The following is a 13,034-nucleotide window of genomic DNA, read 5'->3' as shown; positions in this document are numbered from 1 at the left end:
GCATGGACCGGATCCGTGCGCTGCCCGGGGCGGCGCTCGACCTCGTGCTGCCCCGCGAGTGCGGCGGGTGCCGGCGGGCCGGCACGCGGTGGTGCACACGCTGCGCGACGGCCCTCGCCTCCCTCGCCCTCGGGGATCCGCCCGGTGCTTCGGGACCGTCCTGGGTGGTGCCGCACCGGCCACCGCCGGGCCTGCCGCCCGTGCACGCCTGGGGCCTCTACGCCGACCCGTTGCGCGTCGCCGTGTCGGCCTGGAAGGACGCGGGACGCCGTGACCTCGAGCGCGTGCTCGCCCCGCTCCTCGCGGCGTCGCTGGCCGGCGCGCTGGCGGGGTGCGGCTGGCCCGACGGGGTCGTGCTGGTCGTGCCGGTGCCCTCCTCGCCGCGGTCGGTGCGGGCTCGGGGCGACACGCCGATGGTCGACGTCTGTGCGGCTGCCCTCGACGCCTGCATGGCGTCCGTCGAGCCGGGCGCCACGCCCGGGCGCGGGGTGGTGGCACACACGCTCCGACTGGCCCCGGCGCTGCGCCACGCGCGTCGGGTCGCCGACCAGTCCGGTCTCGACACCGCGCAGCGGCGCCGCAACCTCGATGGTGCCCTCGCGGTGAAAGCCTTCTGGGAGAACGTGATCCGTGACCGACGTTGCGTCCTGGTCGACGACGTGGTGACGACGGGAGCCACGCTCGCAGAGGCGGCCAGGGCCCTGCGCCGGGCCGGCGCGGCGGACGTCGTGGGCGCCACGATGGCGGCCGCGCACCGCACCCGGGCGTGACGGCATGCGCGGCGCCGCGGTGTGTCCCGTGTGACTGCTGTGAGGTCTGCCCGGGTTGGCCGACACGCCTTCCCGCGGGCGGGCGGCCCGACTAGGGTCGGGGCATGACCCCGTCCCACGAGGGGGCCCGACCTCCGGTCGAGTCCCCGGGGCGCGAGAGCGGAAGGGGTGGTGCCGCATCGACCGGCGGGCCCGTCCTAGGTGACGAGAGCCCGGAGCCACACCGAAGCGCACCGCACGCCGAAGACGTGCGCGAACAAGGAGGAACCGTGGAGATCGTCGTCACTGGGCGCCACGTCCAGATCCCCGACCGATTCCGTGAGCAGCTCGACGAACGCCTGGCCAAGGTCCAGGCCCTCGCCCCCAAGGTGCACCGCATCGACGTCGTCGTGACGCACGAGCGCGTGGCGCGGGGCTCGGAGAAGGTCGAGCTCACCTGCCACGCCAAGGGTCCCGTCATCAGGGCGGAGGCGTGTCTCGACGACAAGTACGCCGCCCTCGACGCGGCCGTGGACAAGCTCATGGAGCGCCTGAGGCGGATGCACGACAAGCGGCGCGTCAGCCGCGGACGACGGCTCCCCGAGTCGGTGGCGCGCGCCACCGCCCGCATCGACACCTCCGACGAGCCGACCCGCGAGGCCGAGCCCGCGGCCGGCGACGGCCAGGTCGACGACCTCGAGCGCTTCGGCGCCCTCGGCAACTCGCCCATCGAGGTCCGCGAGAAGGTGCACACCGCCGCCCCGATGTCGCTCGAGGACGCCGTCAACGAGATGGAGCTCGTCGGCCACGACTTCTTCCTCTTCCACGACGCCGATACCGACCGGCCGAGCGTCGTCTACCGCCGCCGCGGCTGGAGCTACGGCGTGCTGCACCTCGAGACCGACTCCGACGTGGCCGCCACCGGCTAGGCACCGCCGGCGGATCCGCCCAACCCGGGACGACGTCGGGGCGCGCACCAGGGCGTCCCGACGTCGTGCGTGCGGGGACCGGCGCGGCCGGCCGACGCGCCCCGGCTGGACGGCTCGGCGGGCGCGGTGTCGCCGGTCTTTGCCAAGATGGGCCCGTGACCCCGCCCCCCGACGTCATCCGCGTGCTCATCGTCGACGACCACGCCCTCTACCGGCGCGGGCTGCAGACCGTGCTCGGCACGGAGGACGACATCGACATCGTCGGCGAGGCGGCCGACGGGGTCGAGGCGGTCGACCAGGCCGAGGAGAAGCTGCCCGACGTCATCGTCATGGACGTCGGCATGCCCAAGCGCGGCGGCATCGACGCCTGCCGGGTCATCAAGCAGCGGGTGCCCTCGGCCCGCATCCTCATGCTGACGAGCTCCGACGACGAAGCGAACCTCTTCGAGGCGGTGCGCGCCGGCGCCAACGGCTACCTGCTCAAGGACGTGCCGCCCGAGGAGGTGGCGGCCGGCATCCGGGCCGTCTTCCACGGGCAGTCGCTCATCTCGCCGATGATGGCCTCGAAGCTGCTGACCGAGTTCGCGCAGATGAGCCAGCGCGCGAGCGCGCCGGCGCCGGGTCCCGGCCTCGAGCTGCCCCGCCTCACCGACCGCGAGCTCGGCATCCTGCGGCTCGTCGCACGTGGCCGGCTCAACCGCGAGATCGCGAGCGAGCTGTTTATCTCCGAGAACACCGTGCGCAACCACATCCGCAACATCCTCGACAAGCTGCAGATGCACTCGCGGATGGAGGCGGCCATGTATGCCGTGCGCCAGCGACTCATCGACCCCGACGAGTGAGCGGACGGGCATGAGCACGACGGCGCGCACGCTGACGCGCGGTCAGGCGCGCCGGGTCGCCATCGCGGCCCAGGGCTTCCTCGACCCGCGCCCGGCTCCCTTCGCGGCCACGACCCGTCATCTCCAGCGCGTCGTCGACCGGGTCGGGGTCGTGCAGATCGACAGCGTCAACGTGCTGGCCCGCAGCCAGTACCTCCCGTTCTTCTCGCGCCTCGGCCCCTACGACACGGCGCTGCTCGACCGGGCCCGCGACCGGGCACCGCGCCGCCTCGTCGAGTACTGGGCCCACGAGGCGAGCCTCGTGCCCCCGCAGACGTGGCCGCTGCTCGACTTCCGCATGCGCGCGGCCGCCGAGAAGGCGTGGGGTGGCATGCGACGCATCCTCGAGGAGCGGCCGGGCTACGTCGACCTCGTGCGGGCCGAGGTGGAGGCGGGCGGCCCGATGACCACCCGGGAGGTCGAGGTCGCCCTGGCGCACGACCAGCCCCGGCGGACCGACCACTGGGGCTGGAACTGGTCGGAGGTCAAGAACGCCCTCGAGTACCTCTTCTGGGCGGGGCAGATCAGCTCGGCGGGTCGGACGACGCAGTTCGAGCGTCGCTACGCGGCCCTGTCGGCGACGGCCCCGCCCCCGCTGCGGACGGCCTGGACCGACCGCCCCGGCCCCGAGGCCGACCCGGACCGCTTCGTCGAGCTCGTCCGCATCGCCGCCCGGGCGCACGGCGTGGGCACCGAGCTGTGCCTCGCCGACTACTTCCGGATCAAGCGCGAGGACGCGCGCCCCGCCATCGCCCGGCTCGTCGCCGACGGCGAGCTCGTGCCAGTCACCGTGCCCGGCTGGAAGCCGGCCTGGCTGCACGCGGAGGCCCGGGTGCCCCGGCGCGTGCACGCCGAGGCCCTGCTCAGCCCCTTCGACTCGCTCGTGTGGCAGCGCGAGCGCATCCTCGCCCTCTGGGACTTCCACTACCGCATCGAGATCTACACGCCGGCGCCGAAGCGGGTGCACGGCTACTACGTGCTGCCGTTCCTGCACGGGGAGTCGCTCGTCGCGCGCTGCGACCTCAAGGCCGACCGCGCCGCCGGGGTGCTGCGCTGCCACCGGGTGACGTGGGAGCCGGGGGCGCCACCCGAGGCGCGCCCCGCGCTCGTGGCCAACCTCGAGTCCATGGCCACGTGGCTCGGCCTGGGTCGGGTCGACCTGCCGACGCCGGGCTGAGCGGCGGCGACGAACGGGTGCGGCCGCCATACGGCTCGGCGGCGAGCGGAACCGCGCCGGTGGGCGGTGCGTTGGTCGTTGTGTCCGGAAGGCGGCTAGCCTAGGCGGGTCCCGTGACCCATCGCGGGCGATGGAGCCCGCCCACCGGGCGAGTCCACACGTTCAGTCGGGAGTGAGATCACCAGATGGCCGTCATCGAGAAGCTGCTTCGCGCCGGCGAAGGCCGGACCCTGAAGAAGCTCCAGGGCATCGCCAAGCAGGTCAACGCCCTCGAGGCGGACTTCGAGAAGCTCACCGACGAGGAGCTGCGCGAGGAGACCAAGGGCTTCCGCGAGCGGCTCGACAACGGCGAGACGCTCGACATGCTCCTGCCCGAGGCCTTCGCGGCCGTCCGCGAGGCGAGCAAGCGCACCCTCGGCAAACGTCACTTCGACGTGCAGATCATGGGTGGCGCGGCGCTGCACATGGGCAACGTCGCCGAGATGAAGACCGGTGAGGGCAAGACGCTCGTCGCGACGCTCCCGAGCTACCTCAACGCCCTCTCCGGCAAGGGCGTGCACGTCATCACCGTCAACGACTTCCTCGCCGAGTACCAGTCCGAGCTGATGGGCCGCGTGCACCGCGCGCTCGGCATGGAGACCGGCTGCATCCTCAGCCAGATGACGCCCGAGCAGCGTCGCGCCGAGTACGCCAAGGACATCACGTACGGCACGAACAACGAGTTCGGCTTCGACTACCTGCGCGACAACATGGCGTGGGACCCCGCCGAGCTCGTGCAGCGCGGCCACAACTTCTGCATCGTCGACGAGGTCGACTCGATCCTCATCGACGAGGCCCGCACGCCGCTCATCATCTCGGGCCCGGCCGACCTCGCGACGAAGTGGTACGTCGAGTTCGCGCGCATCGCGGCGCGCCTCAACCGCGGTGAGGACGGCCGCGGCGACTACGAGGTGGACGAGAAGAAGCGCACCGTCGGCGTGCTCGAGTCCGGCATCGCGCGCGTCGAGGACCTCCTCGGCATCGACAACCTCTACGACACGGTGAACACGCCGCTCATCGGCTACCTCAACAACTCCATCAAGGCCAAGGAGCTGTTCAAGAAGGACAAGGACTACGTCGTCATCAACGGCGAGATCCTCATCGTCGACGAGCACACCGGCCGCATGCTCCCCGGCCGTCGCTACAACGAGGGCATGCACCAGGCCATCGAGGCGAAGGAGGGCGTCGAGATCAAGAACGAGAACCAGACGCTCGCCACCATCACGCTGCAGAACTACTTCCGCATGTACGACAAGCTCTCGGGCATGACGGGCACGGCCCAGACCGAGGCCGCCGAGCTCAACTCGATCTACAAGCTCGGCGTCATCCCGATCCCGACGAACCGCCCGATGATCCGCAAGGACCAGGCCGACCTCGTCTACCGCACCGAGGTCGCCAAGTACGACGCCGTCGTCGACGACATCGCCGACAAGTACGCCGTCGGCCAGCCCGTGCTCGTCGGCACCGTCTCGGTCGAGAAGAGCGAGTACCTCTCGCAGCAGCTGAAGAAGCGCGGCATCAAGCACGAGGTGCTCAACGCCAAGCAGCACGAGCGAGAGGCCGCCATCGTCGCGGACGCCGGCCGCAAGGGCGCCGTCACGGTGGCGACGAACATGGCCGGTCGAGGCACCGACATCATGCTGGGCGGCAACTCCGAGTTCCGGGCCGTCGCCGAGCTGAAGAAGCGCGGCCTCGACCCGCACGAGACGCCGGAGGAGTACGAGGCCGCCTGGGACGAGGCGCTGGCCGCGGCCGAGCAGGAGGTGGCGGCGGAGCACGAGGAGGTGACCGCCCTCGGCGGCCTCTACGTGCTCGGCACCGAGCGCCACGAGTCGCGCCGCATCGACAACCAGCTGCGAGGCCGCTCGGGTCGACAGGGCGACCCGGGGGAGTCCCGCTTCTACCTCTCGCTCAACGACGACCTCATGCGGCTGTTCAACTCCGGGCTCGTCGACCGGTTCATGCAGACGGCCGGCATGGAGGACTCCGTGCCGATCGAGAGCAAGATGGTCACGAACTCGATCCAGAAGGCCCAGGGCGCGGTCGAGGCGCAGAACTACGAGATCCGCAAGAACGTCCTCAAGTACGACGACGTCATGAACCGCCAGCGCCAGGTCATCTACGACGAGCGCCGCGCCGTGCTCGAGGGCGAGGACCTGCACGAGCAGCTGCGCCTCTTCGTCAACGACGTCGTGGGCTCCTACGTCGACGCCGCGACGGCCGACGGCTTCGCCGCCGACTGGGACCTCGACAAGCTTTGGGAGGCGATGCGCCAGGTCTTCCCGCTCTCGCTCACCGTCGCCGACGTCGAGGACATGGCGGGAGGCCGTCAGGCCGTCACGGCCGACCTGCTGCGCGAGCAGCTGATGTCGGACGCGCACCACGCCTACGACCGCCGCGAGGAGTCGCTGGGCTCGGAGACGATGCGCGAGGTGGAGCGCCGCGTCGTCCTGTCGGTGCTCGACCGCAAGTGGCGCGAGCACCTCTACGAGATGGACTACCTCCAGGAGGGCATCGGCCTGCGCGCCATGGCGCAGCGCGACCCGCTCATCGAGTACCAGCGCGAGGGCTTCCAGCTCTTCGAGGCGATGATGGAGTCCATCAAGGAGGAGTCGGTGGCCCACCTCTTCTCCGTCGAGGTGCAGGTGCCCGAGACCGCGCCCGCCGTCGGCGCCTCGCCGATGACCGTCGGGGCGCTCGTCGGCGGCCTCGCGGCCGCGGACGGCGACGCGGCCGACGACGTGACGGGTGCGGCCGCGCCGGCCGGCTCCGGCTCGGGCTCCTCGGGCGTCCGCGTCTCGGGGGTCGACCTCGACGAGCCCGCCCAGCGGCCGGCCACGCTGCACTACAGCGCCCCGGGCGAGGACGGCCGCGCGGTCGAGACCGGTGGTCAGGAGACCGTCGAGCGCAAGGCCGACCGACGCGGCAAGAAGGTCAAGCGCAAGCGCCGCTGACGCTGACGCCGACGTTCGCCCGATGGCTCGTCCGGCCGCTCACCCGATGGTGAGGGCCGTGACGAGCCATCGGCCGTCCAGCCCCTCGAGCCGCAGGGCGAGCGCCCGCACGCGACCGTGCGCGACGACGACGGCGCACGCCTCGACGACGCCGTCGGCGGGTTCGCACACGCGGACCCGCCGCACGACGGCTGCTCGCTGCGGACCGGGGGTGCGTCGCCGCCCCGCCACCATGGCCTGGCGCGCGAGCACGGCATAGACCGTCGGCGCCGCGTGCCGGATGAGCTGCGGCGCCGGACGCTGCCCCGACACCACCTCGATGACGGCCTGCGCGAGCCGGGCGACGAACGGACCGGGCTCGGGCAGCAGCCCGCTGCGCGTGGGCCGGGGGCCGAAGTCCGCGTCGTGCGCCCCGTGGAAGTCGAGCGCGAGCGCGTCCTGGGCGTACGGCGCCTCGCCGTGCCAGGCCTCGTCGGCGGAGATGATCCGTGGCGCCGTCTGCGGGATGCGGCGCACCGCGAAGCCGTCAGCCTCCACGGTCGGGCTCCGGGGGGCGCAGCTGCTGCCCGGGCAGCAGCAGGTCGGGGTCGTCGCCGATGACAGCGCGGTTGGCGGCGTACCAGCGGGGCCACTCGCGGGCCGTGCTCGCGAGCGTGGCCCCGCCTCCGAGGTGGTGCGCCGCGATGGACCACAGGGTGTCGCCACGCCGCACGGTGACGAGCTCCTGGACGGCGACGGTGGCGCGCGGGGTCGGGGCGAGCAGGCGGGACCGGTCGGCGTCGTGGGTCCGCAGGGGCCGGGTGGGCACGAAGCCGGGGCCGACCGTGGGCGCGGCACGCGTGCGTGGCGCGACCGTGACCACGCTGCCGGGACGGGTCGACGAGAGCGTCGGCGAGGGCGTCGGCGAGAGCGTCGGCGAGGGCGTGGGTGCGACGGCCGGCGTCGTGGTGGGGGTGAAGCCCGGGTCGGGGCCGGGCCGTGGCGTGGGGACCGGGCCCGCGCCGGGCGCGGCCGCGCGGGACGTGGTGGGGGCGACGGCGCCGAGACCCGAGACGGGTGCGGCGGGGAGGACGACCGAGCCGACCGACGCGCTCAGCACGAGGGTCAGGGCGCGGCGCACGACGAGGGGCGTCACCCGTTCCGCCAGCGCCTCGGCGGCCCGGCCGGCCGTGCCCGGCAGCAGCGACGCGACGGCCAGCGCCGAGCCGACGGCCAGCCAGCACGCGAGGCCGGCGCCGACCCAGGACAGTGCGGTGAGCAGCACGTCGTCGACCCGGGCCGTGACCCCAGCAGGTCGCGGAGCCCGGGTCAGGGGGAGCAGCACGCCCAGCGCGGCCACGGCGACGGCGACTCCCGTCAGCCCGCCGAGCAGCTCGCCCGTGCGGGACCGGCCGCCCGGGCGTCGACGGCGGGCCGGTGCCCCCGCCTCCTGCCCGGATTGCGTGAGCCCGCCCGACGTCGTCCTCGACTGTTGCATTCTTCATTGAAGGCCGTTTGCCTTCGTTTGGTCAACGACGCGTGCGCTGGCTTGTGGATTCCGCTGGTGCGACCGTCCGGGGCGGAGCACAGTGGCCCCATGCGGTGGGACCTGCTCTTCGACGACCTCGAGGCCCAGCTCGAGATCGGCGGCGCTCTCGAGCGGGACGCCGAGGTCGCCGACCGCACCCGCCGCGAACGGGCCCTGCTCGACCTCCAGGCCCGGCTGCTCGCCCAGACGGGCCCCGGCGCGACGGCCCTCGGGCTCGTGCTCGGGCCCCAGGAAGTGGCTGGCCGGCTGCTCGACGTCGGCCCCGACTGGGCGCTGCTCGAGACCCGCCCGGGCCGGGAGGTCCTCGTGGCCCTGGCGGCCGTCCGCGCGGTGCGCGGTGCCCGTCCGGGTGCCCGGCTCCCCTCGGTGGTGGCCCGACGGTTCACCCTGGGGGCGGCCATGCGTGCCGTGAGCCGCGACCGGGTGCCGGTGGAGCTGACCGACGTCGACGGACGGGCGCGCACCGGCACCGTCGACGTCGTGGGTGCCGACCACCTCGACCTGGCCGAGCACCCCGGCGACGAGGTGCGCCGCCCGGGCAACGTCACGGGAACCGTGCTCGTGCCGTTCTCCGCGATCGCGTCGGTGCGCCGGCTCTGAGCGACCGTCGCCCGGGGCTCACTCCTCGCCGGCCGTGCCGAACGGGTGCGCCTCGACGAACGACTTCGTCTCGGCATACATGCGCTGGATGTAGTTCTCGAGCTCGACCGTCTCGACGCGCCACTGGCCCCGACCGCCAATCTTGATGGCCGGCAGCTCACCGGAGCGGACGAGCGCGTAGGCCTGGGCGGAGGAGATGTTGAGGATCTCCGACACCTCGGTCAGCTGCAGGAACCGCTGTGCCACGTGAACTCCTCATCCGGGCCGCCCAGCGACGGTCTCGACCCCTCCGTACCCTGCGGCACGCCTGCGTGCACGGCCGACCGGCCGCGGTCGCCCGCCGTGCGACGCGTCCATCCTAGGGAGCCGCGCGGCGGGTCCACGCGGGTTGTCCCCAGATGTGCGCAGTCCGGCACGCGCGCGTCCCGCCTGCTGCAAGATGTTGCCGAGCCGTGCGTGACCGCGGCGCCCGGGTTCCGCCGCCGCGCGGCCTCCCACCGGCGTCGGGGTGGCGGCGGTGCGGAGCGTTCCGGCGCGTCGCCGGGAGCAGATCTCAGGGGGCCCCATGACCGAGCTCGTCACCCCGACGGCGGGGCGGCTGCGCCGCCCGTCCTGGCGCGAACGCCGCCTGCTCGTCGGGTTGCTCCTCGTCGTCGTGGCGACGGTGCTCGGCGCCCGGGCCGTGGCCGGCGCCGGCGACCGCGTGCCCGTCTGGGTCGCCGCCGACAACCTCGTGGCCGGCGACGCAGTGGGCTCCGGGTCGTTCGTGCGGGCGGACGTGCGCCTGGCGGAGGGCATGGCGTCCTACCTCGGGGCCGACGCGCCGCCGCCGGTGGGCTCGTTCCTGCTGCGTGACGTGCGGGCGGGGGAGCTGGTGCCCACCTCGGCGGTGGGGGCGGCCGACGCCGTCGGCGTGCAACGCGTCACCGTCCGGGCGGACGCCATGGCGACGACGGGACTCGTGCGCGGCAGCCGCGTCGACGTCTTCGTCACCCCCAGGGCGTCGACGACGGCCGAGCGGAGCGCCCCGGCGACGACCAAGGTGCTCTCCTCGGCCGGCGTGGCCGCGGTGCTGACCACCAGCGGCGGCTTCGGGTCCGGCTCGTTGACCTCCGTCCAGATCTACGTCCCGTCCGAGAAGGTGCAGGCGCTCGTCGAGGCCGTCGACGGCGAGGCCCGCCTCACCCTCGTGCCCGCGGTGGGCGCGGCCACCGGCGGTGCGGGGTGAGCGCCGTCCTCACCGCGCTCGGCCACCGCTGGGAGTCCGTCGTCGCGACGGTGCTCGAGGACGTGCCCGACGTGACGATCGCCCGGCGGTGCGCCGACGTGGCCGAGCTGCTCTCCGTGGCGGAGGCCGGGCTCGGCGACGTCGCGGTCGTGTCGGCCGACCTGCGCGGCCTCGACCTCGACGTCGTGCACCGCCTCCGCGCCCTGCGCCTCCGGGTCGTGGGTGTCCACCCGGGCGACGACGAGGCGGCCGAGCGCCGCCTGCGCCAGCTCTCCGTCACGACGACGGTGCCGACCGACGCCGACGCGCAGCGGTGGGCCGAGGCGCTCGCCGGCGACGGCCACGGCCGAGAGGCACCGCAGGACCGGGAGCGCCCCGCTGGTGACGCGGCCTCGTCCTCCGGCAGGAGGGATGCCCTCGCCGGGCCGTCGGGGTGGCGCCCGGCGGGTGCCGGGCGTGCCTCGGACCCGTCCGAGGGCGGTGACGCGGACCCGGGCGCTGGCGGTCCCGACGCGCCACGCCACACGGGTGGCGCTGGCGGTTCGGGAGGCGCGGGTGGTGCTCGCGACGAGGGCCCGGAGCAGGAACCCGCCGGCGCCGACGACGGAGACGACGGAGAGGGCGGTGACGGCGGGGGTGACCCGGGTGGCGGTCACGCCGCGGACCGAGCGCGCCGCACCCCCGTCCTCGCGGTGTGGGGGCCGACGGGCGCCCCGGGGCGCACGACGATCGCCACGACCCTGGCAGCCGAGCTCGCGGCACGGGGCGTGCGCTGCCTGCTCGTCGACGCGGACACCTACGGCGGCAGCGTGGCCCAGACCCTGGGCCTGCTCGACGAGGCCCCCGGCATCGCGGCGGCCTGCCGGGCCGCCGACCACGGCACCCTCGACCTCGCCGCCCTCTCGCGGGTGGCGCCCGAGGTGACGGCGGGCCTGCGCGTGCTGACCGGGCTGCCCAAGGCGGAGCGGTGGCCGGAGCTTCGCGCGGCCGCCCTCGAGCGCGTGCTCGAGCTCAGCCGGCTGCTCGTGCAGGTCGTCGTCGTCGACTGCGGCTTCTGCCTCGAGGACGACGCCGAGCTCAGCTACGACACGCTCGCGCCGAGGCGCAACGAGGCCACCCTCACCGCGCTGTCGGTCTCGGACGTCGTCGTGGCCGTCGGCGGGGCCGACCCCGTCGCCCTCCAACGGCTCGTCCGCGGCCTGCAGGAGCTCGGCACCGTGCCCTCGGGCGCCCCGGTGACCGTCGTCAACCGCTTGCGCAGCGGTGCCGTCGGCTCCCGGCCCGAGGCCCGCATCGCCGACTCCCTGCTGCGTTTCGCGGGGCTCACCCGGGTGCGGTTCGTGCCCGACGAGGCCCGGGTGGTCGACGACGCCCTGCTGGCGGGGCGGTCGGTCGTCGAGCACGCGCCCGACTCCGCCGTGCGCCACGCGGTGGCCGAGCTCGCCACCGCCCTGCTCCCGTGGACGGCGTCCGGTCGCGGAGCGGCGTCGGGCAGGAGCGGCAACCGTGGCGATCGCGGCCGTCGTGGCCGGCGCTGGGCGTGGCCGTCGGGCGCCGCGGCGCGTCGGGTCAGGGCGTGAAGAGGATGGTGAGGCCGCCGAGGGTGTAGACGACCATGACGACCATGAGCGGCAGCTGGCCGATGACCGCGGCCCGTCGCTCGAGCACGGTGATGGCGCGCTCGTGCGCGGCGAGCACCCCGAGCAGGTGCCCGACGACGATGCTGACGGCCTGGATGGTGGCGACGAGCGTCGGCCGGATCAGCGTGTCGTCCGGCACGAGGCCCGCGGTGCCGAGCAGGTCGGCGCCCGTGCCGAGGGGGTCGGTGAGCAGCACCCACGCGTACTGCCCCTGGTAGACCCAGAGCGACCAGTAGTGCGCCACGACGTAGCCACCGGCGATCGGCACGAGGGAGGGGGCGATGTCGCTGACGAACGGGATCGAGCGCCGCAGCGGTTCCCCGGCCAGGCGCACCGACAGCGCGGACGCGAGCCAGATCGTCAGCGCGACCAGCCCGAAGAAGCCGAGCAGCGTGGCCGTCTTGAGCAGCGACGGCGGCACGGCCGACGACTGGACGAAGGTCGCCCAGGACAGGTTCGCCGAGAAGCCGTCGTAGGCCGTGCCCCCGAGCATGACGGCGACCGTGGGCACGAGCCCGCGCCGGCCGCGCAGCTCGTTGATGCCGTGCAGCGGCGTGCGCAGCACCCACCGCCCGTCCGCGCGCCGGCCCAGCGGGGAGAGTCGCCCGAGCAGGGCGGACCACACCTCGAAGGGGTCGGCGTGGTCGAACCACGTGCGGCCGAACACGGCCGCCCCGAGGAGCGACACCGCGACGAAGCCCGCGACGAGCACCCGGAGGAACCCGAGGGAGGTGTTCTCCTGGGCGACGAGCTCGACCCAGGTGAAGGCGGCGAGCCCGACGGCGGCCGGCCAGAGGCCCCAGCGGTAGGGCAGCGCCGCGAGGTCGGGCGAGACCCGGGCCAGGCGCAGCAGCCCGGCGTGGAGCGCCCGCAACGGGTTGACGACCCGCCACACCGGGCCGAGCAGCATCGAGGCGAAGGCGAGCCCCACCCAGAGCCAGACGTAGACGACGTGCGGGACGGGGTTGCGGGCCGAGTCCGGGCCGAGGACGAGGGCGAGGAGCGTCCAGAGCGTGAGCAGCCCGGCGAGGGCGCGGGCCAGTCCCCGGAACCAGCGCGCGTCGAGGAGGCCGGCGAGCGGGCCGGGCAGGAGCCACCCGTCGGTGTCGCGCAGCCGCGGCTCGCGCCACAGCACCCCGATGGCGACGAACGAGATGAGCAGGGCCGCGACGGCCGCGACGACGAGGGCCGTGAAGGGCAGCGGCAGGTCGCCCCGGTTGCCGACGCCGTGCGCCGGCAGCAGGGCGGGTGCCGTGAGGGCGGGTGGCGTCAGGGCGGGGAGGAGGGCTGGCAGGACGGCTCCGGCCAC

The 13,034-nt window shown here is 74.2% G+C and carries 12 protein-coding genes; 8 read left to right on the top strand and 4 right to left on the bottom strand.

Annotated features, from left to right (window positions below; genetic code table 11):
- Window positions 1-2 precede the first annotated feature (2 nt).
- The 5 genes from ABT295_RS07180 to secA all read left to right on the top strand — a co-directional run bounded on the left by ABT295_RS07180 (window position 3) and on the right by secA (window position 6,729).
- Complete coding sequence (locus tag ABT295_RS07180) at window positions 3-770, top strand: ComF family protein (protein ID WP_352393711.1); 768 nt, start codon at window positions 3-5, stop codon at window positions 768-770.
- 269 nt (window positions 771-1,039) lie between these two features.
- A complete protein-coding gene (hpf, locus tag ABT295_RS07175; RefSeq protein ID WP_352393710.1) occupies window positions 1,040-1,678 on the top strand; it encodes a ribosome hibernation-promoting factor, HPF/YfiA family in 639 nt (212 codons plus the stop codon).
- Window positions 1,679-1,833: 155 nt separating this feature from the next.
- Window positions 1,834-2,520 (top strand): response regulator, encoded by a 687-nt coding sequence (locus ABT295_RS07170; RefSeq protein WP_352393709.1) that lies wholly within the window; start codon window positions 1,834-1,836, stop codon window positions 2,518-2,520.
- 10 nt (window positions 2,521-2,530) lie between these two features.
- Window positions 2,531-3,736, top strand: coding sequence for a winged helix-turn-helix domain-containing protein (locus tag ABT295_RS07165; protein WP_352393708.1), 1,206 nt, complete (start codon window positions 2,531-2,533; stop codon window positions 3,734-3,736).
- A 185-nt stretch (window positions 3,737-3,921) separates the two neighbouring features.
- Window positions 3,922-6,729, top strand: a complete 2,808-nt coding sequence (gene secA / locus ABT295_RS07160; protein ID WP_352393707.1) for a preprotein translocase subunit SecA — start codon at window positions 3,922-3,924, stop codon at window positions 6,727-6,729.
- A gap of 39 nt (window positions 6,730-6,768) precedes the next feature.
- Here secA and ABT295_RS07155 read toward each other — a convergent pair whose 3' ends face one another.
- Entirely contained in the window at window positions 6,769-7,266 is a 498-nt protein-coding gene (locus ABT295_RS07155; protein ID WP_352393706.1) for an Rv3235 family protein, read from the bottom strand.
- Window positions 7,256-8,206: a LysM peptidoglycan-binding domain-containing protein gene (locus tag ABT295_RS07150; protein ID WP_352393705.1), complete on the bottom strand. Its 951-nt coding sequence runs from the start codon at window positions 8,204-8,206 to the stop codon at window positions 7,256-7,258. The genes ABT295_RS07155 and ABT295_RS07150 overlap by 11 nt, the downstream gene beginning before the upstream one ends.
- Window positions 8,207-8,305: 99 nt before the next feature.
- Here ABT295_RS07150 and ABT295_RS07145 point away from each other — a divergent pair, with 99 nt between their 5' ends.
- Entirely contained in the window at window positions 8,306-8,857 is a 552-nt protein-coding gene (locus tag ABT295_RS07145; RefSeq protein ID WP_352393704.1) for a hypothetical protein, read from the top strand.
- Between the two features lie 18 nt (window positions 8,858-8,875).
- On the opposite strand, the gene ABT295_RS07140 is transcribed toward ABT295_RS07145, so the two are convergent.
- Window positions 8,876-9,103: a helix-turn-helix domain-containing protein gene (locus ABT295_RS07140; RefSeq protein ID WP_352393703.1), complete on the bottom strand. Its 228-nt coding sequence runs from the start codon at window positions 9,101-9,103 to the stop codon at window positions 8,876-8,878.
- Window positions 9,104-9,422: 319 nt separating this feature from the next.
- Between ABT295_RS07140 and ABT295_RS07135 the strand changes: the two genes are divergently transcribed.
- Both ABT295_RS07135 and ABT295_RS07130 read left to right on the top strand, forming a co-directional pair.
- Window positions 9,423-10,085: a CpaB family protein gene (locus ABT295_RS07135; RefSeq protein ID WP_352393702.1), complete on the top strand. Its 663-nt coding sequence runs from the start codon at window positions 9,423-9,425 to the stop codon at window positions 10,083-10,085.
- Entirely contained in the window at window positions 10,082-11,665 is a 1,584-nt protein-coding gene (locus tag ABT295_RS07130) for a CpaE/TadZ family protein (protein ID WP_352393701.1), read from the top strand. Before ABT295_RS07135 ends, ABT295_RS07130 begins: the two co-directional genes overlap by 4 nt.
- Here the strand turns inward: ABT295_RS07130 and ABT295_RS07125 are convergent.
- Window positions 11,655-13,034: a hypothetical protein gene (locus ABT295_RS07125; protein WP_352393700.1), complete on the bottom strand. Its 1,380-nt coding sequence runs from the start codon at window positions 13,032-13,034 to the stop codon at window positions 11,655-11,657. The two genes, ABT295_RS07130 and ABT295_RS07125, sit on opposite strands and share 11 nt — an antisense overlap.

Origin of the sequence: Terrabacter sp. NPDC000476, from assembly GCF_040300125.1 — a bacterium.
In the GTDB taxonomy this organism is placed as follows: Bacteria; Actinomycetota; Actinomycetes; order Actinomycetales; family Dermatophilaceae; genus Terrabacter.
This window is presented reverse-complemented; position numbering and strand designations above follow the sequence as displayed.

What these genes read in the sequence shown, in the direction of transcription:
- secA (WP_352393707.1), top strand. Translation starts at nt 3,922, where the DNA reads ATGGCCGTCATCGAGAAGCTGCTTCGCGCCGGCGAAGGCCGGACCCTG.
- ABT295_RS07150 (WP_352393705.1), bottom strand. Translation starts at nt 8,206, where the DNA reads ATGCAACAGTCGAGGACGACGTCGGGCGGGCTCACGCAATCCGGGCAG.
- ABT295_RS07180 (WP_352393711.1), top strand. Translation starts at nt 3, where the DNA reads ATGGACCGGATCCGTGCGCTGCCCGGGGCGGCGCTCGACCTCGTGCTG.
- ABT295_RS07135 (WP_352393702.1), top strand. Translation starts at nt 9,423, where the DNA reads ATGACCGAGCTCGTCACCCCGACGGCGGGGCGGCTGCGCCGCCCGTCC.
- ABT295_RS07145 (WP_352393704.1), top strand. Translation starts at nt 8,306, where the DNA reads ATGCGGTGGGACCTGCTCTTCGACGACCTCGAGGCCCAGCTCGAGATC.
- ABT295_RS07165 (WP_352393708.1), top strand. Translation starts at nt 2,531, where the DNA reads ATGAGCACGACGGCGCGCACGCTGACGCGCGGTCAGGCGCGCCGGGTC.